This is a genomic window from Paenibacillus roseus, from assembly GCF_016424485.1.
Taxonomy (GTDB): Bacteria; Bacillota; Bacilli; order Paenibacillales; family Paenibacillaceae; genus Paenibacillus_D; species Paenibacillus_D roseus.
Map to the genome: position 1 here is coordinate 85,100 of NZ_JAELUP010000004.1, position 24,621 is coordinate 109,720.

Annotated in this window: 19 protein-coding genes, 1 pseudogene and 1 other annotated feature; of the genes and pseudogenes, 14 read left to right on the plus strand and 6 right to left on the minus strand. The window is 49.4% G+C overall.

The window, feature by feature from the left end; genetic code table 11:
- The first annotated feature begins 74 nt into the window (after positions 1-74).
- Genes JFN88_RS01965 through JFN88_RS01980 form a run of 4 tightly spaced genes read left to right on the plus strand, consistent with a single transcriptional unit; the run spans position 75 to position 6,889 of the window.
- Positions 75-797, plus strand: coding sequence for an urea amidolyase associated protein UAAP1 (locus JFN88_RS01965; RefSeq protein WP_199017609.1), 723 nt, complete (start codon positions 75-77; stop codon positions 795-797).
- Positions 794-1,468 carry an urea amidolyase associated protein UAAP2 gene (locus tag JFN88_RS01970; RefSeq protein ID WP_199017610.1) on the plus strand — a complete coding sequence of 225 codons (675 nt, stop codon included), beginning with the start codon at positions 794-796 and terminating at the stop codon, positions 1,466-1,468. Before JFN88_RS01965 ends, JFN88_RS01970 begins: the two co-directional genes overlap by 4 nt.
- Positions 1,461-5,135: an urea carboxylase gene (gene uca, locus JFN88_RS01975; protein ID WP_199017611.1), complete on the plus strand. Its 3,675-nt coding sequence runs from the start codon at positions 1,461-1,463 to the stop codon at positions 5,133-5,135. Before JFN88_RS01970 ends, uca begins: the two co-directional genes overlap by 8 nt.
- Positions 5,132-6,889 carry an allophanate hydrolase gene (locus tag JFN88_RS01980; RefSeq protein WP_199017612.1) on the plus strand — a complete coding sequence of 586 codons (1,758 nt, stop codon included), beginning with the start codon at positions 5,132-5,134 and terminating at the stop codon, positions 6,887-6,889. Before uca ends, JFN88_RS01980 begins: the two co-directional genes overlap by 4 nt.
- Positions 6,890-6,958: 69 nt before the next feature.
- On the opposite strand, the gene JFN88_RS01985 is transcribed toward JFN88_RS01980, so the two are convergent.
- On the minus strand, positions 6,959-7,711 hold the full coding sequence (locus JFN88_RS01985) for a (S)-benzoin forming benzil reductase (protein ID WP_199017613.1): 753 nt from the start codon (positions 7,709-7,711) through the stop codon (positions 6,959-6,961).
- Positions 7,712-7,905: 194 nt separating this feature from the next.
- On the opposite strand from JFN88_RS01985, the gene JFN88_RS01990 reads away from it, so the two are divergent.
- On the plus strand, positions 7,906-8,814 hold the full coding sequence (locus JFN88_RS01990; RefSeq protein ID WP_199017614.1) for a glycosyltransferase family 2 protein: 909 nt from the start codon (positions 7,906-7,908) through the stop codon (positions 8,812-8,814).
- A 121-nt stretch (positions 8,815-8,935) separates the two neighbouring features.
- On the opposite strand, the gene JFN88_RS01995 is transcribed toward JFN88_RS01990, so the two are convergent.
- Complete coding sequence (locus JFN88_RS01995; RefSeq protein WP_199017615.1) at positions 8,936-12,577, minus strand: glycosyl hydrolase family 18 protein; 3,642 nt, start codon at positions 12,575-12,577, stop codon at positions 8,936-8,938.
- A gap of 597 nt (positions 12,578-13,174) precedes the next feature.
- On the minus strand, positions 13,175-13,825 hold the full coding sequence (locus tag JFN88_RS02000) for an HAD family hydrolase (RefSeq protein ID WP_199017616.1): 651 nt from the start codon (positions 13,823-13,825) through the stop codon (positions 13,175-13,177).
- Positions 13,826-14,256: 431 nt separating this feature from the next.
- On the opposite strand from JFN88_RS02000, the gene cntE reads away from it, so the two are divergent.
- From cntE to JFN88_RS02030, 6 genes and pseudogenes are all read left to right on the plus strand, one after another.
- Complete coding sequence (cntE, locus tag JFN88_RS02005; RefSeq protein ID WP_332908416.1) at positions 14,257-15,441, plus strand: staphylopine family metallophore export MFS transporter CntE; 1,185 nt, start codon at positions 14,257-14,259, stop codon at positions 15,439-15,441.
- A 273-nt stretch (positions 15,442-15,714) separates the two neighbouring features.
- The gene (locus tag JFN88_RS02010; RefSeq protein WP_199017617.1) at positions 15,715-16,011 is read left to right on the plus strand and encodes a hypothetical protein; all 297 of its coding nucleotides are present in this window, start codon (positions 15,715-15,717) and stop codon (positions 16,009-16,011) included.
- Positions 16,012-16,216: 205 nt separating this feature from the next.
- A complete protein-coding gene (locus tag JFN88_RS02015; protein WP_199017618.1) occupies positions 16,217-16,495 on the plus strand; it encodes a hypothetical protein in 279 nt (92 codons plus the stop codon).
- 204 nt (positions 16,496-16,699) lie between these two features.
- A pseudogene (locus tag JFN88_RS02020) lies at positions 16,700-17,401 on the plus strand (IS3 family transposase); the annotation flags it as partial.
- Positions 17,402-17,412: 11 nt separating this feature from the next.
- Positions 17,413-17,574, plus strand: coding sequence for a hypothetical protein (locus tag JFN88_RS25110; RefSeq protein WP_199017619.1), 162 nt, complete (start codon positions 17,413-17,415; stop codon positions 17,572-17,574).
- Positions 17,575-18,177: 603 nt separating this feature from the next.
- On the plus strand, positions 18,178-18,816 hold the full coding sequence (locus tag JFN88_RS02030; RefSeq protein ID WP_233167335.1) for a GNAT family N-acetyltransferase: 639 nt from the start codon (positions 18,178-18,180) through the stop codon (positions 18,814-18,816).
- A gap of 36 nt (positions 18,817-18,852) precedes the next feature.
- On the opposite strand, the gene JFN88_RS02035 is transcribed toward JFN88_RS02030, so the two are convergent.
- Positions 18,853-19,434 carry a GNAT family N-acetyltransferase gene (locus JFN88_RS02035; RefSeq protein ID WP_199017620.1) on the minus strand — a complete coding sequence of 194 codons (582 nt, stop codon included), beginning with the start codon at positions 19,432-19,434 and terminating at the stop codon, positions 18,853-18,855.
- 42 nt (positions 19,435-19,476) lie between these two features.
- A complete protein-coding gene (locus JFN88_RS02040) occupies positions 19,477-20,136 on the minus strand; it encodes an SDR family NAD(P)-dependent oxidoreductase (RefSeq protein ID WP_199017621.1) in 660 nt (219 codons plus the stop codon).
- A 126-nt stretch (positions 20,137-20,262) separates the two neighbouring features.
- Here JFN88_RS02040 and JFN88_RS02045 point away from each other — a divergent pair, with 126 nt between their 5' ends.
- The 3 genes from JFN88_RS02045 to JFN88_RS02055 all read left to right on the plus strand — a co-directional run bounded on the left by JFN88_RS02045 (position 20,263) and on the right by JFN88_RS02055 (position 23,889).
- Positions 20,263-20,862 carry a polysaccharide deacetylase family protein gene (locus JFN88_RS02045; protein WP_199017622.1) on the plus strand — a complete coding sequence of 200 codons (600 nt, stop codon included), beginning with the start codon at positions 20,263-20,265 and terminating at the stop codon, positions 20,860-20,862.
- Positions 20,863-21,005: 143 nt separating this feature from the next.
- Positions 21,006-21,269 (plus strand) — a binding site (T-box leader).
- A gap of 88 nt (positions 21,270-21,357) precedes the next feature.
- Positions 21,358-22,443 carry an aspartate-semialdehyde dehydrogenase gene (gene asd, locus JFN88_RS02050; RefSeq protein ID WP_199017623.1) on the plus strand — a complete coding sequence of 362 codons (1,086 nt, stop codon included), beginning with the start codon at positions 21,358-21,360 and terminating at the stop codon, positions 22,441-22,443.
- A 246-nt stretch (positions 22,444-22,689) separates the two neighbouring features.
- Positions 22,690-23,889 (plus strand): GTP-binding protein, encoded by a 1,200-nt coding sequence (locus JFN88_RS02055; RefSeq protein ID WP_199017624.1) that lies wholly within the window; start codon positions 22,690-22,692, stop codon positions 23,887-23,889.
- 288 nt (positions 23,890-24,177) lie between these two features.
- Here JFN88_RS02055 and JFN88_RS02060 read toward each other — a convergent pair whose 3' ends face one another.
- Positions 24,178-24,546, minus strand: a complete 369-nt coding sequence (locus JFN88_RS02060) for a DUF423 domain-containing protein (RefSeq protein ID WP_199017625.1) — start codon at positions 24,544-24,546, stop codon at positions 24,178-24,180.
- Positions 24,547-24,621: the final 75 nt, after the last annotated feature.

Below are 24,621 nucleotides of genomic sequence, written 5' to 3' on the forward strand. Positions count from 1 at the left end.
AAGCCTGTGTGTGCTTTGCTTTTTCTCCCGGGCTTTTATCTATTTTTTCAGCCCATTTCGAGGAGGTATGCGATATGACAAAAGTTTTTACGGTTCAAGCAGGGGAAAAATGGTCTGGCATTATCGGGCGTGGAAGGTTGATTAACATGAAAGCTCTCGGGAACCGTTCCAATCTTTCGGCACTCTTCTTTCACGCCCCGTATTTTTCCGAGCGCTATAATATGCCGGATACATTGAAAGCACAGCATAGCGCTTATTTAACGCAAGGCCATATTCTAATGAGCGACCAGGGCAAGGCCATGATCTCGATTACGGAGGATAGCGTTGGCTGGCATGATCCGTTATCCGGGTATACAACAAGAAGCGGGACGGATGCCAAATACGGGTTGACCCGCTATCAGACGGAGCGCAATAACTGGTACCGAAGCGGTGCGGAGAACTTCACGGTGGAAATGTATCGGCATCAGCTAACGCCAAGGGATCTGACCACGCCGGTCAACTTTTTCTCCAAGGTAGTGTGCGAGCTGGACGGCTCCATGAGATACATGAGTCAGGAAACTGCGGGACGCAGCGTCACACTGCGAACCGAGATGGATGTGCTGGTCGTCTTCTCCAACACTCCGAATCCGTTCGATCCGGACACCGGATACCCGACCACTGCCATCGAGATTGCAGTGAGCGATGCGCGGCCCTTGCAAGAGGATGACTGCTGTCTGAACTATTGCGCCGAGAACCGAAGGGCTTTCGAGAATACATGGAACGCTTACGAACTGATGAGGGGAGCTATTCAATCATGACTACGACAGCATTTACTTCTGTAACCAGCGCGTTTGATCCGAAGGATGCCGTATATGATCATATCATTCCGGCAGGTGAAGGCTGGCTGCATGATCTGCTGCCCGGACAGATACTGCGTATTGTGGATATGGAGGGCAATCAGGCGGTAGATACTTTGTTTTACTCGACTGAGGAGCCTTCCGACCATTACAGTGCCATTCGTACCATTACGAATCAGAACAATCTTTATTTGACGACCGGTTCTGTGCTTCTTGCAGAATCAGGGCGCGAGCTGTTGCGAATTATCGCTGACACTTGCGGCAGGCATGATACGATTGGCGGGGCCTGCTCCGCGCAGAGCAATACAGTTCGCTATTCGCACGATACGCTGCCGATGCATAATTGCCGGGACACGTTTATGCTGATGCTGTCCAGCCGCAGCGAGTTCACCAAACGGGACTTGGCTCCGAATGTCAACTTCTTCATGAATGTGCCGGTGACACCGGAAGGGAAGCTGACCTTTGCAGACGGCATCTCAGGTCCAGGGCGTTACGTGGAACTGACTGCACTCACTGCGGTCACGGTGCTGATCAGCAATTGTCCGCAGCTTAATAACCCGTGCAACGCCTATAATCCGACACCGGCGCGGGTGTTGATCTGGAATGGGGAGGGGGAACAGAATCATGTTTAACAAAGTTTTAATTGCCAACAGAGGAGCTATTGCAGTGCGAATTATCCGTACGCTGAAGAAAATGGGCATCGCATCGGTTGCCGTCTATACACGCGCGGATCGGGACAGTCTCCATGTGGCGATGGCGGATGAAGCGGCTGAGATCGGAGAAGGGCCGGCAAAGGAAAGCTATGTAAACGCGGAGTTGATTTTGCAGACGGCAATTGCATTCGGGGCGGACGCTATTCATCCCGGATACGGATTTTTAAGTGAAAATTCCTCCTTCGCCCAAGCTTGTGCCAGGGAAGGCATCACATTTATTGGTCCGTCTCCCGCGCATATCGAGCTGTTCGGGCTGAAACATACAGCAAGAGACATGGCGCGGCAGGCTGGTGTGCCGCTCTTGCCGGGCACCGGGCTGATGGGCAATCTGGGTGAGGCAATCGAACATGGGGCGACGATTGGCTATCCTGTCATGCTCAAGAGCACAGCCGGAGGCGGGGGCATCGGAATGCGCATATGCGAGAGTGAAGCTGCGTTGACAGAAGCCTATGAATCCGTTACACGTCTGGCGGCGGCTAATTTTAACGACGGCGGTGTGTTTCTGGAAAAATATATCCCGCGCGCCAGACATATCGAGGTGCAAATCTTCGGCAATGCCTATGGTGAAGCGGTAGCGCTCGGAGAGCGGGATTGCTCGGTACAGCGCCGCAATCAGAAAATCATCGAAGAAACACCTGCTCCGATGCTGCCGGAGGCTGTTCGCAGGGAAATGCATGAGAGCGCCAGAAAGCTTGCTGCTGCTTCCTCCTACCGGAATGCGGGAACGGTCGAATTTTTGTACGATGCGGATACCAAGCGCTATTATTTTCTAGAGGTGAATACCCGGTTGCAGGTGGAGCACGGAGTAACGGAGGAAGTGCTGGGTATCGATCTGGTAGAGTGGATGATTGTGGAGGCGGCGGGGCAATTGCAGGGTTTGACGGGAAGGCTGCGGGAGCCGCAAGGACATAGCCTGCAAGTTCGTCTTTATGCTGAGGATTGCGATCAGGATTTTCGACCAAGCGATGGACAGATTGATGGCATTGTCTGGCCGGAGAACGCGCGGGTGGAGACCTGGATTCAGCCGGGTGCCAAAGTCACGACGCTGTATGATCCGATGTTGGCGAAATTGATTGTCCATGCAGATTCAAGAGACGAAGCCATCAGGCGAATGATTGCATGTCTGGACGAACTTCGTGTGTACGGAATAACGACCAATCAGGCATACATTGAGGCTTTTCTTGGGACGGAAGCTTTTCAGAGCGGTCATGTCTATACGAGTATGTTGACCGGGTTCAAGCCTGCAGAGCGGGCGATTGAAGTGATAGATGGCGGAATCCAGACGACGGTCCAGGACTATCCGGGGCGTATCGGCTATTGGGATATCGGGGTGCCGCCATCGGGGCCAATGGATGCACTGGCATTCAGACTGGGCAACCGGATGCTGGGCAATGATGAGTCCGCTGCTGGCCTGGAAATGACCCTGCGCGGGGGCGCCTACCGATTCCGGGACAGCTTGTTGTTTTGTCTGACCGGCGCTGATATGTCGGCAACGCTGGACGGCGAGCGGGTACCGCTCTATACTCCGGTAAAAGCTGCCCCAGGTTCGGTACTGACCTTTGGCGAATCTTTGACCGGGATGCGGGGCTATCTGCTGGTGGCTGGCGGATTGGATATGCCGCTTACACTGGGCAGCACCTCAACCTTTACGCTTGGCGGCTTCGGCGGTCATGGCGGCAGCGCACTGCGGCCCGGAGCTGTGCTGCGCGTCAAGCCGCAAACACAACCTGATATACAGCCTGTTTCTATGCAGCCGCTTCCGTTGGAGTCCCGTCCTTTACTGGCTAACGAATGGACAATCGGCGTCATTCCGGGTCCGCATTGTACCCAGGAATATCTGCTCCCTGCTTACTTGAAGCAATTGACCGACACCGTGTGGGAAGTGCATTTTAACAGTTCTCGCACGGGGGTGCGTCTGATTGGTCCGGCTCCGCTATGGGCAAGGGAAGACGGCGGCGACGCGGGACTTCATCCATCCAATATTCATGACAATGCTTATGCGGTGGGCGCGCTGGATTTGACAGGAGATATGCCGATCCTGTTGGGCCCGGACGGTCCGAGCCTTGGCGGGTTCGTCTGTCCGGTGACAACGGCATCCGCTGAATTGTGGAAGATCGGGCAGCTTCGTCCGGGCGACAAAATCCGGTTCCAATTGATCTCGGTTGAAGAAGCCGCAAGGATGCGGCAGCAACAGGAGCGGTTTCTTAGCAGGATCATCGGGAGGGGGGCGTCTGCGGATAATTCGGAACCGGCTGAGAATGGGACACAGTTGCCGGCATTGCCGCTTTTGCCTGAACGCTCCAGTGACAACTACAATCCGGTGCTTGCTTATGAGGAAAAGGGGAGACGCTTCAAGCTGGCAATTCGCTGCTCAGGCGATGAGAACATTCTGATTGAATACGGCGACAGGGAGCTTGATCTATTATATCGCTTCCAGGTGTACGTGCTTATGCAAGCCGTCAAGGAGAGCGGCAGCATTCCATATATCGACATGACTCCCGGCATTCGTTCTTTGCAAATTCATCTGGACCGGACGCGCATCACGGTGCGGGAGGCGGCAGCCCGTGTTCTGGAACTGGACTTGACCCTGCCTCCCCTGGAATCCATCGAGGTGCCGTCACGGATCGTGAAGCTTCCATTGTCATGGGATGATCCGGCAACCAGGCTGGCTATTGAACGCTATCAGCAAAATGTTCGCCCGGACGCGCCATGGTGTCCGAGCAATCTGGAGTTTATCCGGCGGATTAACGGTCTAGGCTCCATTGAAGAGGTAGCGGAAGTAGTGTTTAACGCATCGTATCTTGTCATGGGGCTGGGGGATGTCTATTTGGGGGCGCCAGTTGCGGTACCGCTTGATCCGCGTCACAGGCTGGTGACAACCAAATACAACCCTGCGCGGACATGGACGCCGGAGAATGCCGTCGGTATTGGCGGAGCCTACTTGTGCGTATACGGTATGGAAGGTCCGGGCGGCTATCAGTTCGTGGGGCGGACCGTGCAAATGTGGAATAAATTCCGCTCGACAGCGAATTTTGAGTCTGGCAAACCATGGCTGCTCCGTTTTTTTGACCAGATCCGTTTTTACCCGGTTACGGAGGAAGAGCTGCTGCACATGAGAGAAGATTTTCTGCGCGGGGACTTTACCGTCGAAACGGAAGAGACGAAGTTCCGCCTGGGAGACTATTTGAGTTGGCTGGAGACGATTCAGGGAGAATCGGATCTGTTCAGACAATCGCGGCAAGCCGCTTTTCAGCAGGAAAGAGAGTTATGGAAGCAGCTTGGTATTGCAGAGCATGTGGCCGAGTCTGAGGCCGCGGCTGGACAGGAAGAGGGCGCTTTGCCGGAGGGCAGCGTGGCGATGAACAGCTCTATGTCCGGCAGTGTATGGAAAGTGCTGGTGGAACCGGGGCAAACGGTTAACAAGGGTGACACCATTATTATAGAAGAAAGCATGAAGATGGAATTCCATCAGCAAGCGCCGTTCAGCGGAGTTATTGCGTCTGTGTTGGTGTCGCCAGGTGATCAGGTCCGCGCTGGAGACTGTATTGCCGCCATTTATCCGCAAGAGGAGGAGATCGCATCATGAGCAAGCAAGCGGTGCCTTCAATATTGACTATTGGCGCTTTACGACAAGGCTATCGGAATGGAAGCTTTACGCCGGTTGAAGTCATTGAGGCGATTGTTGAACGTGCGGAGGCAAGCGTCGAAAGTCGCATATGGATCACCCCTCCGGCGCTGGAGCGAATTCATCCTTACCTCAATGATCTGGAGAAGCTTGAGCCTGACCAATGCCCGCTCTGGGGAATTCCGTTCGCTGTGAAAGACAATATTGAAGTTGCGGACTGGCCGATAACGGCTGCTTGCCCGGATTTTGCCTATACGGCCGAGCGGAATGCGGCTGTCGTGGAGCGGCTTATTGCAGCCGGAGCAGTCCCGGTTGGCAAAGCCAACCTCGACCAGTTCGCCACCGGGCTTGTCGGCACGCGCAGTCCTTACGGCGGGACGCATAACGCGCTGCGGCCCGAACTGATCAGCGGCGGTTCAAGCTCCGGCTCTGCGATCGCTGTCGCCCGTGGTCAAGCGGCGTTCTCGCTGGGAACCGATACAGCAGGCTCGGGCCGGGTTCCGGCGGCGCTCAATGGACTTGTCGGCTACAAGCCTGCTGTAGGGGCTTGGCCTACAGAGGGGGTTATCCCGGCCTGTCGCAGTCTTGACTGCGTGACCGTATTTGCCCATTCGATAGACGATTGTCTGGCAGTCGATCAACAGGCAAGGGGATATTTGGCGAGCGATCCGTACTCAGCCGCTCGCCCCCTGGCGCATCCGGTTATGCCTGCTGTCTTCCTGATCCCTCAAGGTTCGCTGGAGTTTTTCGGTCCCTTCGCGGCTCTCTATGAACAAGCCTGGGAGCGGGCCAAGATCATGCTTAACGATACAGGATGCCGGGTGGTGGAAACAGATATTTCCATACTGCTTGAAGCTTCGGCATTGCTGTATGAGGGACCGCTAGTGGCAGAACGTTGGGCGGATCTGGAGACATTTGTAGCGAATCATCCTGGTGCGGCCCTTCCGGTTACGGAAGAAATTCTTCGTACGGGTGCGAAAGCAGACTATTCGGCTTCGGCTCTGTACCGCGCGCAGCATAGGCTGGCCCAAATCAGGCGCGAGACCGAGAAATTGCTGAGGAATGCGGTGCTGGTGCTGCCTACAGCGGGAGGTACATGGACGCGCGAGCAAATTGAGGCCGATCCTGTTGCGACAAATCTCAAAATGGGGCTGTATACCAATCATTGCAATCTGCTCGACTTGAGCGCCATTGCGATTCCGGCCGGTGAAGCGGATGACAAGCTGCCTTTTGGCATTACACTGTTTTCACTTGCGAATGAGGAAGGGAATTTGGGCCAAGCCGCACGGGCATTCCTTCGTCAAGGGGAGAGCGTTACAGTAGCTGTGTGCGGACTGCATATGCGAGGTATGGCACTGGAGCAGCAAATGCTAGGTCTTGGTGCAGTTTTTATGGAGGAAACAGAGACGGCTCCGGTTTATGAAATGTATCAGTTGTCCACCGTTCCGCCCAAGCCAGGACTTGTGCGGGCAAGAGGAGAGGGGACTGGTTCTGCGATTTCGATAGAGCTGTGGAAAATGCCGCTTGATGCTTTTGGAAGATTTACAGCGTCGATTCCTGCTCCGCTCGGCATTGGCAAGGTCGAATTGGCGGATGGGCGCGCAGTGCCTGGTTTCTTGTGCGAGAGCCATGTAGCAGATACTGAACGGAATATCTCCGCGTCAGGCGGATGGAGGAACTGGTTAAGATCAGCCTACGAAGATAACCTGAGGTGAACGAGGGCAGCCCTCGGAGCAAGAAAGGACGTCGCTTTGTGCGGCGTTCTTTCTTGTTGAAAAGGAAGGCTACAGTTCCTCAATCACCGCAGTATGGCCATAATCAGGGCTGAGCAAAATATCGATTAGTTTGCCTGCGGTATATGCGGGAGTTTGCAGATGGTCTTGTTCGGCGATCTGGATAAACTGATCCACAAAGGAGAAGGTTTCCCGGCTGATTGAACGGATTTCGGTCTGCATTTGCGTATCGACCATTCCCGGATAGACGGAGACAACTTTAACTGGATTCGGGTTATTCATCTGCTCCAGGCATACGCTTTTGGTGAATGAGTCCAATGCGGCCTTGGAGGTACTGTAGCAGCTTTGCGAGGGCAGCAAGTATTTGGCTGATGCCGAAGAGATATTCATAATTCGCTTGTCAACCGGCAACGCTAGCGTATGCCGGATAAAACTTGATGTCATTGCCATTGGCGCAAGCAAATTTACCGTCACATTTTCAACGATATCGGCCGCGTTGATTTGTTCAATTGGTGCAATAGGAGACAACATTCCGGCATTGTTAATCAGACAGATGGCATTGATACCCGGCAATTGTTGAATCGTACCCATTAACTCTGCAAAGAGGTCATCTATCGCAGTTATATGATTCAGATCAAAAGAATGATAGCTTAATCGTTTATTGTTATCTCTTGCCAGATTGATGAGGTTCTCATTAACAGCTCTTGAAATGCAGCAAACATGATGAGAGTCGTCGCCCATCAACTGTGCGGCCAAGGCTTCACCGATTCCCCTTGAGGTGCCTGTAATAATAAATACGTTCATCAGGTGCCATACCCTCCTTGCATACTTCAGTTCTCCTTATTTGAACTTTGGCTATACAATATTCGACAACGTTTTTAAATTTTCCTGTTTCATAATTTTATATTTTCTGACGTCCGATAAGTGTCCGTGTCTTGCCGAGTAGACCTGACATACGATGTCTTAGACAAATATGTAATTTGAAAGGAGCGATAAAGTTGCCTAAGATTACTGCGTTGATCTCAACGTATAATTCTTCCGGCTATATCCAGGCTGCTGTACAAAGTATCCTGGACCAGACATTTAAAGATTTTGAATTAATAATCATTGACGACGGATCAACCGACGACACCTTAGTAAAATTGGGGCAATTTACAGACCCTAGAATACGGCTCGTCATCCACGAACAGAATCAAGGCTTGATTCGCTCCCTGAATGAAGGTATCGAACTAGCTACGGGGGAGTACATCGCCAGAATGGACGCTGATGATATCGCGGTGCTGGATCGCTTCGAACATCAAGTGGCTTTTCTTGATGCGAATCCTCAAGTAGGGGTACTAGGTGGACTTATGAAATGGTTGCATAACAACGAACCGATTCCCAAGCCTATCACACATCATGGTATTCGCTGCTGGCAATTGTTCCACACATGTCTTTGCCATCCGACCATCATGATGCGCACACGCGTATTGCATGATCATGCCATTCGTTATGATGAACAATATCCTCATGCCGAGGATTATGAATTATGGGATCGTCTGGGCCATATAACCCAGTTGGCGAATTTACCCCAATATGTTCATTATTATCGGGCACATGTCGGACAGGTATCTATACAGCATGCGATTTTACAAGAGCAAAGTGCAAAAAAAGTACACTATAACCAACTACGAAGTATAGGAATTACGCCGACTGATGAAGAGTACGCCATTCATATGCAACTCGCCCATTTTAAGGTTCCGATCTACAACTCTGAAGCCTACTACAAGGCTATCGATTGGGTCAGCAAGCTTATTGTGAGTAATCATTATGCACAAATTTACGATGGCAAGCAGTTGGAGAGTGTGCTGAACAGATGCTTAATCTATTCCGGAAAAATTCCAGAAGGAGTTTATGAGTCGGATTAGAGTCCATATGTTGCAAGAGAAACACGACTTTTACGGAAAAAAGGCAGTATCATTAAGCGCCAAGCGCCGCGGATACTGCCATACTGCTTATTTCTAGTATTTCATTTTCTTTGCTCTCCGTTTACTTGCTCTGCTCGGCAGCATCCAGCAAGCGGATGACGGCAACGACAGCTTGTGCCTTCGTCAGATTGGCTTGCGGACTAAAGCGGGTAGCAGATACCCCTTGTAAAATGCCTTTCTCTACAAGCAGTGCGATTGAATTTTTGGCATAGCCGCTTACTGCGGATTTATCTGTGAAACGATCCAGCACGGATGGATCAGTATCAGCCTGCAAGCCTGCATGCTGCCAGACGCGGCCCAGAATAGTGGCCATTTCCTGTCTTGTCAGCGTATTGCCAGGCTGGAATGAATCTGCTGTCCGGCCTTGAATAATGCCCAGTTTCTTGGCGGCAGCGATATCTCCAGCGTAAGCTGAACCAGCAGGTACATCCTGGAATGGCTGCTCAGAATAATCTGGCAGGACGCCGAGACCTCTAACAATGATAGAGACGAATTCACCACGGGTGATTTCAGTTGCAGCTCCAAAATGGTTATCCGTTGCGCCGGTTGTTATCAGCTTGGCAGTAGCTCTCTCGACAGCTTTGCGGGCCCATTCTGCCGACACATCCTCGTATTGGAAGAGGGACTCGACTATGACATTCAAGCTGCCTGCCGTTTGCGTAAATTCGACATGCAGTTTGCCGTCCGTGCCTTTAATGATAGCTGTCGGGATCGCTCTGAATTCCTTGCCATCCGGCAAATATACAACTGCTGTCAGGCGCTCGTTGTTCAATGGCTTCCCATCCAGAGTATAGCTGCGCTTGAACGTATGTGTAAGGATATCGGCTGGCGGCGCATACTTGCCATCGGTTCCGAGAACTTCGACTTTCAGCTCAAGTATTTTTCCAACCAGTTTCAGTTGGCTATCCTTTGCAAATTTCGTAATATCTGTTGCAACTGCTGTGCCGGGGGGAGCAAGTGTAATTTTAATGTCAGCAGAGCGGTTAATGGCAGGGGCCGGAATTTGATAGGAAACGCCATTCCAGATAACGGTCAGCAAGGCTTGTTTTCCTTTTTCGGCAAGCGCGTCCGCAACCTCTTTTGGAATGAAAACTTCAAGGGTGGAGGCCGCTGCATCGTCCTGGACTGTAATGGTATAGCTATCGTTGTCTTTATTGGCATTAATCGTCTGAACGCCGGCATTTTTCGTTACGGTCAAGCGCAGCGTATCCTGATCTTTGACCGTTGTGACATCCAGTTCGGTCTTGCTAGTATCGAATACAGGTGCAGACGGATAGTAGATATTGCTTGGTATTCTTACGCTCCCCGTCTTGCTCGCTGGAGAGACCTCCTCGATTTGATCATCTGATTTGCGAATTGCAAATACATAGACATCATAGGTTGTGTTTGGTTGAAGATCGTTTGCCTCAAACTCGGTTGATGTTGTGTAGCCGGCGTAAGCATGATTGATGAATACTTCATACCCTGTTGCACCCGCAACTGTATTCCATTGCGCCTTCAGTGAAGTTGATTTGGATTGATTCACGGACAGATGAGCAGGGGCTTCCAGGGCTTGTTCATTAAAGCGGCCATTCGCAGGCAGGTCACGATTAAGCTGCCGAAGCAGTACCCGCTCACGGTCTGCGCTTACTTCCCAGCTCATAACGCCAGCGAGGTTCAGTGTTTTGACGAGTGAAGCGCTGTAGATCATGGTTGTGCGATCATTGTAGGTGATGAACTGTTGGGTTTCCGGGCTGTAGAGATAAGCAACTTTGGCAGCTTCATTCCAGTAACGGACATAGCCGTTTTGGCCGACATAATTGGTGACCACATCATGATAATCGAAAACTCCGCTTTCCCATGTTCCTGGAGGTACGCCGGTACAAGTGACATATTGGCCTGGCTCCGCACATCCGCTCCAGCCTTTTCCGTAGAACGGGAGTCCAAGCACAAGCTTATGTTCCGGTACGCCGCCATTCAGATGCCCGACTGCTCCGCCTCTTACGTTGCTGCGGGGTGCAGAGCTTTTCGGAAGCTTGCTGTCATAATAGAGCGGTGCATTATGGTTGGCGAGCTTTTCCCAACTACCGCCGAAGTCGTAGGTCATAATATTGATAAAGTCCAGATAGGAGACTGAGTTTGCCAGGTCAGCATTGACGACGAAGCTGTCGCTCTGACCGGAAGCGATCGTCAGCAAATAATATTTGCCGTCCTCGGAGCCAGCCGCATCAAGCGCTTCACGCAAGGTTTTCATTAGCAGGGTGAAATTTTGCTTATCTTCCGGACGGTGAATATTATGTGTTTCCCCGCCCTCTACCGGGTACTCCCAGTCAATATCAAGGCCGTCAAGCTTATATTCACGCAGAAATTTGACGGCGGAATTCGCAAACGTTCTGCGGGTAATCTCATCGGCTGCCACGTCGGAGAAGCTCCTGGACCAGGACCAGCCGCCGACGGACACCAACAGCTTCAGATCCGGATTGGCTTGCTTGATATCTGCAAATGCAGCAAAGTTGGCAGGATCTGCTTCAGGGTCGCCGATAATGATTTCCCCGTTATATACATAGTCTTTCTGTAGAGGCAATTCATCATTTTGGCAAATATTGTTTGGATTTGTTCCTTTCTTATTCCAGCAAACGTCAGCAAAAGCGTAGTTAATATGGGTAACCTGTGAAACGTCGATATCGCTTGGATAAAACTTGCGGTCATAGATTGACCATTGCGTATAATAGGTTACATTCGTATAATTGGCGCCCGGTACCGCAACTGTCGGCTCACTGGCAGCCGAAGTCCACAAGTCATTGCGCGCCACAACTGTGAAGCTGTAGGATTGACCTTCTGTCAGACCGCTAGCCGTATAACGGTTGCTATCTGATGTACCGACGAGTTGTTCATCCTGATAAATATCATATTCTGTAGCTCCGGGTACAGAGGCCCAGCCAATAACGGCTGTTGTCCGGTTTGCTGTAATGACCTGCACATCCTTGGCTGTTGCCAGTTCGCCTTGAATCAGACGGACCGTATTGCTTTTTTCAGATGTCTCCAGAGGACCATCCCCGATTTTTTGTTGCGCAGCAACTTCGAATTTGTAGGCTGTGCCTGGAGCGCTTCCTTCAGGCCATGCGAATGTGTAGTAGCTGTCAGAGCCGTTCCATACGCCGCCATTCCAGCCATCATTGACGTAGAAATCATACCCGCTGGCTCCCGGGCTGCCTTGCCATGTAAAGGTGATGCCGGAGTCGGTTACAGCGGATACTTTCAGATTTTGCGGGGGAGTCAGAGGGGGCTTTTTGTATTCCGATGTATCCGCTAGTGTGGTGAATTCCACAATGTTGCTTTTATGAAGCCGGGTTGCCGGTCTTTCATCCCAGGTAATGTAGATGCGGTAGGTCGTCTCGGGTTTGAGACCGCCAATTGCACGTTTCCAAAGATGACCGTAGGTAATAGAGGCATCGGTGTCTGCATTCCAAATATCGATATTATTCGGGTTTTGCGGATCGAGGTCCGTCCCGATAAAATCCCATTCGATGCCAACGGAGTCATGGGTAAGCGTCCCTTCAGTAATTCTCAGGTTTTGGGGAGCTTTCGGGGCTTCTGCGGGTTGTTGTGATGTCTCATCATCGGCTGCGTACAAGATCGACGCATTGAGAACAGAGCCTAGTAGCAGGGCGATGCATAGGAGCAAACTTAACGGACGGAGCTGCTTTTTTGTGGAGTAGTACAAGCTTTTCACCTCTATATCTAATTTTGTTGTGCCTATGACGGAATTGGTGTGAGAAGTCCTCCTTGGCAGTGATAATAGTCGTGAGATCAGTTTTGAAAACGATTACAGTGAATTTGACTATAAAATTTTTGTATCTTGAAGTGTCGAGGGAATGCAGGCGTATTTCCTTGAGATGCATGAGTTTTTCGAATCATTTTTTGACCGGTTATATTGAGTCTAAGAGGTTTGGGTGGAAAAATAGGTTAGGGGTATTGTTTTGCCCGTCGAAAGACGGCAAAGCCGTTTGCGCTTATGAAGAGTTGACATCGTCATCAGTTGAGGTAAACACGGCTTAAACCCGTTTTGAGGTTTTTCGCATCGATCACCACCCTTTCTGATTGAACATGGATGAATCTCGTAGTTTCTCAGAAAGCTAGTTTACTCGTACGTGTAACTCCATGATAAATTTAGTTGGAAGTACATGGAAGGGATAAAATATGTTTTTTAGGGGGGAAATATTTATAAAATGATATAAAATGATAGGAAACACATGAAGAGGGCGATTCAGGACCGTCTTCATGTGTGATCTGATGGCTGATTGAATGCAAATCGAGCTATTTAAAGCAGAATGCCGGAAATTCCTCTTACATCTTCAACAATATACGTAGGTGAAGCCTGTTGCATTTCCTCCAGAGGGCCGTAACCGTAAAGGACGCCAATGGAATGAATTCCTGTATGATGAGCCCCGATAATATCATGTCTCCGGTCGCCGATCATAATAAACTCCTGTTTATCGTATGAATTCAACTCTCCCAGAATGTGGCTGATGATCTCTGCCTTGGCGACTCTTGTTCCGTCCAGGTTGCTGCCAATGACGAGGTCAAAGTAATGGTCGATAGAAAAGTATTGCAAAATCTGTTCTGCAAACACAGTCGGCTTCGACGTCGCCAAGACAAGCACTTTTCCTGCCGCCTTTAATTGCTCCAACAGCTTCGGAATTTCAGGAAAGAGAATGTTTTCATATAAACCCTTCACTTTGAAGCGCTCCCTGTAGTAGGCGATGCCTTGTTTGCACTGTTCTTCGTTAAAACCGTAAAATTTCTCGAATGATTCTTCAAGCGGCGGCCCGATAAACGGCTCCAGTTTGTCCAGATCAGGCTCTGAAATTCCGAATTTCTCCAGTGCATACTGGACGCTTTTGGTAATTCCGACTTTGGGGTCTGATAATGTCCCGTCCAGGTCGAATAAGATGATGTTGTAATTACTCATGGGCGGATCTCCTTTTTCCGATATGCCTTATGATTTTGTTGCCTGAGCAAGAAGCTTCTTAAAAGTAATATTCTGTCTCAAGCGCCGACCCCCTTTTTTTATGAGTACAAATGCATTGAAGCACTTGAATAGACTTGCAAAAACGACATTCTCCTGAAATAAAATCCTAGTAAGGCGACCATCGCATTTGTTATACTATTGCTACACCCAAGCGCAAACGGCTTTGCTGTCCTTTGACGGCCAAAAGCTTTGTTTCACGGAGAGATATAAGCCATTTATAAAAGGAAATTTATAAATTCTTATATTTTTGAGAATCCGGCCACGGCCGGATTTTTGCTCGTTAATAAAGAGAGTTGGATAAGCGTATTCAGCATTTAGAAGAATAGAAAAAGAGTTGCTGCACTTTGGAGACGAATGTGGAGGGGAAAGTTTTGAAAACTCAACAGGCAATGACCTGGCCTTTTTTGCGTTTATATGGGCTTGCTTTTCTATTTTTCAGCGCCAATCCGATATTGAACGTTATTCTTCCGCTCCGCGGTGAAAGTCTGGGCGCCAACAACGCCCAAATTGGTCTGGTTATGGGAAGCTATATGCTGACGAGCATGGTTCTCCGTCCATGGGCCGGGTATTTTACGCAAAAATACGGCCCGCTTAACATTTTACGCATACTGCTTGTTGCCAATGGTCTGGCGCTTATCTTGTACACCATCAGTGGGCTGGAGGGCTTTGTGGCAGCGAGGCTCATACAGGGAGTATCAACAGCCTTTGTCTCGATGGCACTGCAAATGGGGATTATTGACGCCCTGCCTGATCATGAACGTTCTCAAGGCGTATCCTTGTTAACCTTATCGACTTACATACCGTCCATTATTGGTCCGTTGCTTGCGCTTGGCATCTGGGAGTGGGGCGGGATGAATGCTTTTACGATGGCTATGGTCGGCATTGCAGTCATTACCGCGGTGTTCGGGTTTAATGCGCCGATTCAGTCATCTCCCAAAGCGGAAGGCGGGGCTGTGAAATCCAGTCCAGGGATGTTCAAAGCTTTCGGGCAACTTGTTACCAACCGCTCGCTAATGATTAGCAGCATCCTTATGTTCGCCGCGTCTGTTGTGTTTGGTGCGGTCACCATGTTCCTTCCGTTGTACGCGACCCAGATTAATAACGGCAATGCAGGCATCTACCTGATGATACAAGCAGCTGTTGTCGTGCTGTCGCGTTTTCTGCTTCGCAACCGGATTCCGTCCGATGGGAAGTGGCATCCCCGGTTAGTTATTGGGATTCTCCTTATTGCCGCGGGGGCGGCGGAACTGCTGTCCTTATCGAAGCTGGCGGGAGCCGGCCTGCTTTACGCTTCGGCTGTTTTAATGGGAACGGCGCAGGCGTTGTTGTATCCAATCCTGATGACTTATTTAACATTTGTCCTTCCTGCAGTATCAAGAAATGTACGGATCGGCTTGTTCATCGCAATGGCTGATTTTGGAATGTCCATGGGCGGCATTGTAATGGGCCTAGTGGCGGATGTATGGTCTTATTCTGCGATGTACGCGTTTTGTTCAGGACTTCTAATAGCGGCAGGGCTGGTTGCTTTCTTTAGCCGAAATGCAAAAGAAATGTAGGTTCGTTATTCCGGCTCAAAACCAAAATTAGTGGTTGGCCATCTAGGTGGAGGAGGCGCTGCGTGGCAGAGGATTCTTCCGATCGCTGTTAAAGCCTGATTTCTTTATAGGATAGAGGTTAGCAGGGGAAATCGGGCTTTAAAAGGCGAGCGCTTCGCTTCTCCAGAATTCCTCTGCCACTACGCTGTTCTCTCCCTATGTAAACCACTAATTTTTAGGTTGAGCCGTTATTTATATCCTTAATTTGAGGGAAAGACAGAGGGAGGAAGACAAATGATTGATATAGTTGTTAAATCTAAATTTACAGTTATCGGAAAACTAGGTCAGGGACTTGCTACAGAAGGGTCCAGCTGGGTACCGCCGTTATGGGAAGAGGCAAATGATAAATTTTCTGAAATAAGCAATCTTGCAAAACTGAATCCTGACGGCAGTATAGCAGGGTGGATTGTCAGCAGTAACTCAGACAGTTTTTTTAAGGGCTGCCCTGCAGCTCCTCACAAGGATACGGCTCTGATTTCCCGTGCCTTTTTTCAAAATGGCAAGCCAACAGATCACTTTACGAGCAGTTAGTAAGGAACGGGCACACCGATATAAACAGGAAACGATTACTTCTGAAATCAGCGCGTAGAGGTTCCTGGATCATTGATATTAAAAATAGGTAACTACTAGAGTCGCAATTGGGAGGGGGTACATAGAATAATAAGGTAAGGAGCCCTGGATACAAGAAGGGAAAAACGATTGAAAATCACACAATCACTTAAAGGAGGCTACATGTATGGAAGGTTCAATGAGATTCGTGGCATTTCCTGCCGAGGTATTATACCCGGGTGGGGGAAATAAAAGGCAGTATGATCATTTTCAGGTAGATGAGGGACTTAAAACAGCTAAAACAGCTAAAACAGCTGCATATGCATTTGTGGCTGATGAGTGTCCCGACCCCCAATGCGACGGGATGAGTAACTTAGCTCCAAACCTATTTGAGATTTTTGAGCCGTACTTTATCGTGGAGTACAACGATGAAAATGCAGTCGAAAAACTCCCTTATATGAAATAAAATGAAAGCAAACGAGGGGACAAGTGACAATGAATCGATACGACAAAGCATTTAAAGAAGAAGCCGTAAGATTGAGCGATGAGATTGGATCAAGACGGCCCGTGAAATCGAATTAGAAAGAGAAATAGGCGAGTTGCGTCGCGCGAATGACATTCTCAAGGACGCACTCGGTTTTTTCGCAAAAGACCGGAAGCGGTAAAGGCATGCCAGCTCTATGCATACATCCGTGAACGACGGAATCAGTGGACCGTCAAGGAGATGTGCGAGGTACTTGCTGTCAGCGAATCGGGTTATTACCGTAGCTTGAAGCCCATACCCAAACAGGAGAGGCAGCAACTTCTTCTGGTCAAAATCAAAGATATCATTGGTGAACATGAAGACAACCGGAATTACGGTGTCCAGCGTATTCTGCTGGCGCTGTCCCAAATCGAGATCACAACCAGCTACAGCACCGTCTACCGAATCATGAAGAAACATGACCTGCTGAAGAAAGTGAGGCGTCACCCACACGGCATTACACGCGAAGATGCCGCAGCTCAAAAGAGCGAGAATCTGATCCAGAGAGACTTCAAAGCCTCAGCACCCAACCAGAAATGGCTATCGGATATCACCGAAATCCCTTGTTCAGACGGCAAGCTCTATCTGTCCGCGGTCCTGGATGGTTTCAACGGAGAGATCGTGGGCCTGGCCATGGACGACAACATGCGTAAGGAACTCTGCATCCAAGCCTTTGAGAACGCCTGCAAAGCGAGAAATGCTCGCGGAATGACTTTTCACAGCGATCGAGGCAGCCCATTCACGAGTCATGCTTTCCGGGAGAGTCTGGCTAAACGTAACGCCATTCAAAGCATGAACGGCACGGGCCGTTGTTATGACAACGCAAGGAAAGCTTTTTTGCTACGCTAAAGAAAGAGAAGGTGTACAAGATCAAAACGGAGCGCTATCCGATGGCCGATATAAAATCGATCATCTTTAGATACATTATGGTTTACTACAACAGGCGGCGGATCTACACCTCTAATCCAGGAGGCTGGCCCCCAGCTATTTATCGCGAAAGAATGCTGTTACAAGCAGCATAGCAACGGGATTTCTGTATGAGGGTGTTTTCAAACTGCACTTTTTTTGACAACTCCACTACTCTGTAGTGATTTGAGGCCCTCTGAGGAAGACGGAGGGCTTTTTCGTATGTTTACATTTTAAAAGCAAAAAAGATACAAAAGGTGCTATTCTGATTCTCATTCACAAGCAAATTCGAAATGCAATGTTAGCCGGAAGGTGGAGCAGCAATAAGAAAAACAAACAATTCATCATTTTCCTTTTTGCTGCTGTAACAGGCCGCATCTGAAGCGAGGTCCCTGGATGATTCAGGAGAGTTGATCTATAAATCAGTGCTGACAAACAGGAGAGAGCAGCGAAGGGGCAGAGGAATTCTGGAGAAGCGAAGCGCTCGCCTGTTAAAGCCCGAGTCCCTCTGCTAGCCTCTATCCTATAAAGGAATCGGGCTTTAACAGCGATCGGAAGAATCCTCTGCCACGCAGCGTTCCCTCCACCTGGAGGGCAACCACTAATTTTGTGCGCCAGTCAGCCTGGATACCGCTTTGTATACAATAATTCTAAATTTTCATTCATTTCCTCCATCCTTTAAACGCCAGGAAAGTATTATGCTAAAGGAAGACTAGCATTTGCGAACGAAGGATGGTGTATCCGGTATGCATTTTTTTCAACGGGATATTGTACTAGAGAATCATATTGTGAAACTTGTGCCCTTTCACGGCAAATATAAAGATGGCCTGCGAAAAATTATTTTCGATAAGGAAATCACGAAATATACCGAGGATCATATCCTGGACGATTATGCGCTGGAGCATTATATAGCGAGAACGCTGGCTGACCAGGTGGAGAAAGTCTCTTATCCGTTCATAGTCATTGACAAGGCAACAGGTGAAGTAGCCGGTTCAACCCGATATGGAAATCTGGCATTTTTCAGCAAAAGACTGGAAATCGGGTGGACCTGGTATGGCGCGCCTTACAGAGGCACGCAAATTAACAAAGCGACCAAGTTTGAACTGCTGAAGTTTGCCTTTGAGGCAATGGGCTTCCACCGTGTGCAGTTTAGCGTTGATATAGAAAATATCCGGTCTCAAAAGGCGGTCCTCAAGCTGGGCGCCAAGCAGGAAGGGATTTTCCGCAATAACTATTTGAATGCCAGAGGAGAAAGCAGAGATGATGTGTATTACAGCATCATTCATACGGAGTGGCCGGAACTGAAACGTACAATTTTCCGTGAGTTCGCCGAATTGCCTGCGGTTTCATCACACTAGACTTTCGGAGCATGAAGAGGGGGAAACCCCTCTATTTTAAAACTCATCCCCGCGAACTTTGGAAAAGACCAGCGTGTGTCGAAGACCGCCATTTACATCACATGCATCATTACGAAGCGTGCCTTCAAATGTGTAGCCTGAACGCTCTGCGACCTTCCGGCTGTTCGAGTTGCGGGAGTCGCAGCGAATTTCAATGCGATTGGCCTGCAACTCATGGATCGCATAGTTCGTAATGGCATGGACCGCTTCCGTAATATACCCGTTTCCGACTTGCGATGTTCTCGCCCAATACCCAATCTCAAACTTGCGTGCCTGCCAGTCTATCCGATGCAGGCCGCTGCCGCCGACAAGCTCTCCCGTTTTTTTAAGAAATATATGAAGCCTCAAATCTCTGCGTGCCAAAAAGTCCAGCCGGGCATACCGAATATTCGACTCCGTGTCTTCAACCGAAGGAACGGTTTGTGCCCAAGGCATCCACGGGCGAAGCTCTTCAATACTGTCCCGAATCGCTTCGTTAACCACTGCGCCGTCTCCCCACAGCGGGGCGCGAACAAGCAGCCTCTCACTTTCAAAACTTTCAGGAAATTCGGTCAGAATTTGATCTGTATCAGCAGCCATTTTCCCAACCCCCTCCGAAATATTTCCAACGAATACACGATTTCATTCTTTTCCTGTGAATACGATCTCATGCTTTTCCCGTGTCTCGTACAAGTCCCAATACAACTCAGCAATCCGGGCGGGGTCAAAATTAGTGCCAGGCTTTACCTGTCCAGCTATCGTCACCGTACCTACAAAGATACCCTGGGGTGAAAGCTCCTCGGCCAAAGAGAGCGCCAGGTTGCGCATGGCTGCTTTTCCGATGGACAAAGACGCATAGTTTGCCGAAGGATAGAGAGACAGAGCGCCTCCTGTAAACAGAATCGTACCGTCCTGCCGCTCTGTCTGATCAGGAACTACCTGCAGGGCGCTTGTTAAAGCTCCCGCCACATCAACCTGCAAATGCCGGATCAGCGTTTCTGCCGTGAGGGAGGTTGGTTTTCCACCCCCAAGTACAGCGGCATTGTATACCAATACGTCCGTTACCCCGTGATGCTGCTTCACCTGAGCAAAGGCAGCTTGCAGAGACTCGGTACTTCCTGCATCCCCCGCTACTCCGTGGGCTTCAATGCCTAGAGCGCGCAGCTCGTCAACATATTGCTCCAGGCTGTTCGGGTTGCGCGAAATGAGCACAATGCGGAACCCATTCTCTCCGAATTTCTTGGCTACATGATTGCCGACACCAGGACCCGCTCCTACAATTACAGCTAATTTTGAGTTCATTTTTTACCCCCTGAAGTGGTTGTATGTTACATTAATAAGAGCGATTATACGCCTGACTGGTCCAAATGGAAAGCATGAATTTATTCTATACCAGTTCATACAATTCGAACAAACTCACGATATAACATGAAGAAACTCATCCTGGCTATTATTTTAGCAATTAGGATCATTCTTCTGCTTGTATGGGGCAACCATTACATTATCGGAACCAAGTCCCGGACGCCGCCGGTTGAGTCTCCTGTCGATTCGACTTCAGCAGGTTCTGCTGACAGCACAAATTTTACAGATACCGAGCACTTGCTCCTTGATCCGGATGCCGACGACGAAGATACAGGCAGTGACGGGAAATGGATCTATTTAACGTTCGATGACGGCCCATCATCTGTAAGCGATAAAATTTTGGATATATTGGATCAGTACAAGGTCAAAGCAACGTTTTTCATGCTGGAGCCTCATATGAGGACATACCCGGAAATCCTGAAGCGGATGGTGAAGGAAGGCCATGGGGTTGGGATACATGGCGTCACGCATGATAAGCATAAATTTTACCATTCCGAGCAAACGGCTTTTGACGAGATGATCAAAGGCCAGGCGACGCTGGAGAGTATCACTGGGATAAAGACGGAGCTGATCCGCTCTCCGTACGGCAGCATTCCGTATTTGCTGGACTCCTATCGACAAGTGTTGGACTATTTGAAAGCAAACCCTCTCAGCTTCAATTGTTAGAGCCGGTGTCGACATGTTAGAGAGTAATTCGTCTTTCATTTCCCGATTGTTGGTCTTGTCCATGGCAGTCAGCAAATATTTTGCCCAAATTTCAAAAATACTGTTTACCTGATCTTTAATTTTTGATAATATAACTTCCATAAGCAAATGCGATGACGAGATGAGTAGATAAATGAATTCTTTCGCAGAGAGCTCCGGAAGCTGAGAAGGAGTAAAGAATTGTTTATTGAAGAAAGACTCTGAGCAGCATATCGGAATCCCGCATAGGGAGGGTGATGTGCCAGGGGCTCCTGTTACAGAGCTAGAGTATATGCATTGCCAAGGCAATGCCGTACTTGAAGAGGCTGATATGGCGACATATGAGCAAATTTAGGGTGGTACCACGAGGATACAATCTCGTCCCTGAGACAATAGTCTTAGGGATGGGATTTTTTTGTTATCTATTGGCAAGATTACAACAACTTATGACAACCTTTGAAAGGATGGAATACCTACATGACACAAAAATTAAGAGCAGGAATCGTTGGCGGCACCGGCATGGTCGGCCAGCGCTTTATTGAACTGCTGGATCAGCATCCTTGGTTCCAGGTTACAGCGATTGCCGCAAGCGCCGGATCGGCAGGAAAAGCCTATGAGCAAGCGGTTCAGGGAAGATGGAAGCTAAGCACTCCGATACCTGAGGAGATTAAATCTATTGTTGTACAGGACGCTTCCAAAGTCGATGCGTTCGCTGCAGAAGTTGATTTTATCTTCTGTGCAGTCGATATGAAGAAAGATGAAGTCAAGGCGCTGGAGGAAGCGTACGCGAAGACTGGCACGCCTGTTGTATCCAACAACTCCGCACACCGCTGGACGCCGGACGTGCCGATGGTTATTCCGGAGATCAACCCGGAACATTTGGAAGTGATTGCTGCTCAACGCGAGCGGCTGGGCACCTCCACCGGGTTTATCGCAGTGAAGCCGAACTGCTCGATCCAAAGCTATGTGCCGATGCTGAACGCTCTTCGGGAATTCAAGCCGACCACCGTCGTAGCCTCCACCTATCAGGCGATCTCCGGCGCAGGCAAGAACTTTACCGACTGGCCAGAGATGCTGGATAACGTGATTCCATATATCGGCGGCGAGGAAGAGAAGAGCGAGCAGGAGCCGCTGCGCATCTGGGGCAGTGTGGAGAACGGGGAAATTGTAAAAGCAAGCGAGCCGCTTATCACAACTCAATGTATTCGTGTACCGGTTACAGACGGTCATTTGGCTACGGTATTCGTATCCTTCGAGCAAAAGCCGACCAAGGAAGAAATACTTGACCGCTGGCAGCAGTACACAGGCCGTCCGCAGAAGTTGGAATTGCCAAGCGCACCAAAGCAGTTCATCACGTACTTCGAGGAAGAGAATCGTCCTCAGACCAATCTGGACCGTGATATTGAGCATGGTATGGGCATATCCGCAGGCAGATTGCGTGAGGATTCCCTTTACGATTACAAATTCGTAGGTCTATCCCACAATACTTTGCGCGGGGCTGCCGGCGGAGCCGTCCTGATCGCGGAGTTGCTGAAAGCAGAAGGCTACATTCAACCAAAATAATTCGGTAACTCATTTATTTGTTAGACCGTCCTTGAGGCGGTCTTTTTAATGGCTTATATTTCACCACGAAACGAAGTTTTTGCCCGTCAAAGGACGGAAAGGGGATAACGATGAACAAAACCGTATTTGCAACCGGGGCGGACAGGGGATTGCCTTCAACACGACAACGTTTGATGTGTTGACAGTCCACTAAAACGTCTGTATATTAATTAATAGTAATAATTACTATTAAAGAGGTGTTAAAGCATGAACACTCAGACGATAGAGGATAAAATCCCCGTCACGGTATTGAGCGGCTATCTGGGAGCGGGGAAAACTACGATTCTCAACCATGTCCTGAACAATCGTGAAGGTCTTCGGGTAGCAGTAATTGTCAACGATCTCAGCGAGGTCAACATCGATGCAGAATTGGTGAAGGGCGGGGGCGGTTTAAGCCGCACAGAGGAAAAGCTGGTGGAGATGTCTAACGGCTGCATCTGCTGTACACTGCGGGATGATCTGCTGAAGGAGGTCGAGCGGCTTGCACTGGAGAAGCGATTTGACTACATATTAATTGAATCGACAGGTGTAGGAGAACCGCTGCCGGTGGCACAGACTTTTACATACGTGGATGAAGAGCAGAACATCGATCTGTCGAAGTTGACCCGACTTGATTGTATGGTAACCGTCGTTGACGCAAGCTCCTTCTGGAAGGACTATCACACACGGGAAAGTCTTATGGATCGTGGTCAGGAAGCGAGTGAAGGGGACAACCGAGGTGTTGTCGATCTGTTGATTGATCAGGTGGAGTTCTGCGATGTGCTAATCATTAACAAATGCGACATGGCAAGCGAAGACGAACTTCAAAAGCTGGAAACTGCCTTAAGAGGGCTTCAGCCGAGAGCGAAGCTGATCCGTACTTCACATGGGGCTGTTGATCCGAAGGAGATTCTGAACACCCGTCTGTTCGATTTTGAAGCCGCCAGCCGCTCGGCAGGCTGGATTCAGGAGCTGGAGAAGGAACATCACACACCGGAGACGGAGGAATACGGCATATCATCCTTCGTTTATTTGAGGAAAAGGCCGTTTCATCCCGAACGATTGCGGAAATGGATGAGCAGATGGCCGGAGTCCGTTGTTCGTTCCAAAGGCATTATGTGGCTTGCTACCCGCAATAATATGGCATTGTCGTTTAGCCAAGCCGGCATATCTTTGCAGCTGTCGCCTGCGGGACTTTGGGTGGCGGCACTGTCGGTAGAGGAGCGGTTCGCTTATTTTGGCAGCAATATTCCAAAAACCCCGGATTGGGATGAAGAGTGGGGCGACCGCGTGAACAAGCTTGTATTCATCGGGGTACAGATGGAGCGTGAGGAAATCATCCGCACATTGGATGAGACGTTGCTGACCGATGCGGAAATGACAGCAGGCAATTGGCGAGAATTGCCCGATCCAATGCCCAAATTTTAACCTTAGTGTACGCAAGGTGTGAATCGTTTTTTTGTGATCCAGGCACTATATTTTGACATCTCTATTCACTATAATGGATAAAGTAGTTACAAAACGTCACAAAAGGAGGTGCGCCTATGGTTCCACCAATCGGATTTGGACAAAAAGATGTGAAAAAAGGAAGCGGCTTTGGAAAAATCGTCATTGCTAATGACGCATTGAGAGCTCAAGTACAAGCCAAGTAAGAGCAATAATAACGGTTCAAAATGACACCGGCAAGCCGCGCTTGCCGGTGTTTTTATGCCTGAACTAACCTTGAATAACAGCAAGAGCCAGAACAATCCATCCGGCGATAAAGCATAAGCCGCCAAGCGGCGTAATGGCTCCCAGTCGTTTGACCCCGGTAAGCGCAAGCGCATACAGACTGCCGCTGAATAGTATAATCCCTGCAAACAGAAGCCAGCCTGCTGTCAGCACAAGCCCGCTTTGCAATACACCTCCAGCCAGCACCCCGAGCAATAACAGTCCAAGACCATGAGCGATATGATAGTGGACCCCTGTCTGGTAAATGTCGAGCATCTCCGAAGTGAGCTTTTTCTTAAGCGCATGAGCGCCGAATGCTCCCAGCATGATGACAACCGCCAAATTCAAGCTGCCGAGCAACAGCAATGTCTCCATCAAAATAACCTCCCTTTAATAGGTATCAATCAGATTGCCTGAATGTATTGTAAACCCTGCGAAGTCTCCAATCAA

Coding starts and splice junctions, on each gene's coding strand:
- uca (WP_199017611.1), top strand. CDS start 1,461: ATGTTTAACAAAGTTTTAATTGCCAACAGAGGAGCTATTGCAGTGCGA.
- JFN88_RS01965 (WP_199017609.1), top strand. CDS start 75: ATGACAAAAGTTTTTACGGTTCAAGCAGGGGAAAAATGGTCTGGCATT.
- JFN88_RS01980 (WP_199017612.1), top strand. CDS start 5,132: ATGAGCAAGCAAGCGGTGCCTTCAATATTGACTATTGGCGCTTTACGA.
- JFN88_RS01985 (WP_199017613.1), bottom strand. CDS start 7,711: ATGAACGTATTTATTATTACAGGCACCTCAAGGGGAATCGGTGAAGCC.
- JFN88_RS02055 (WP_199017624.1), top strand. CDS start 22,690: ATGAACACTCAGACGATAGAGGATAAAATCCCCGTCACGGTATTGAGC.
- JFN88_RS02010 (WP_199017617.1), top strand. CDS start 15,715: ATGATTGATATAGTTGTTAAATCTAAATTTACAGTTATCGGAAAACTA.
- JFN88_RS02040 (WP_199017621.1), bottom strand. CDS start 20,136: ATGAACTCAAAATTAGCTGTAATTGTAGGAGCGGGTCCTGGTGTCGGC.
- JFN88_RS02035 (WP_199017620.1), bottom strand. CDS start 19,434: ATGGCTGCTGATACAGATCAAATTCTGACCGAATTTCCTGAAAGTTTT.
- JFN88_RS02000 (WP_199017616.1), bottom strand. CDS start 13,825: ATGAGTAATTACAACATCATCTTATTCGACCTGGACGGGACATTATCA.
- JFN88_RS02060 (WP_199017625.1), bottom strand. CDS start 24,546: ATGGAGACATTGCTGTTGCTCGGCAGCTTGAATTTGGCGGTTGTCATC.
- JFN88_RS02045 (WP_199017622.1), top strand. CDS start 20,263: ATGAAGAAACTCATCCTGGCTATTATTTTAGCAATTAGGATCATTCTT.
- JFN88_RS02015 (WP_199017618.1), top strand. CDS start 16,217: ATGGAAGGTTCAATGAGATTCGTGGCATTTCCTGCCGAGGTATTATAC.
- asd (WP_199017623.1), top strand. CDS start 21,358: ATGACACAAAAATTAAGAGCAGGAATCGTTGGCGGCACCGGCATGGTC.
- JFN88_RS01970 (WP_199017610.1), top strand. CDS start 794: ATGACTACGACAGCATTTACTTCTGTAACCAGCGCGTTTGATCCGAAG.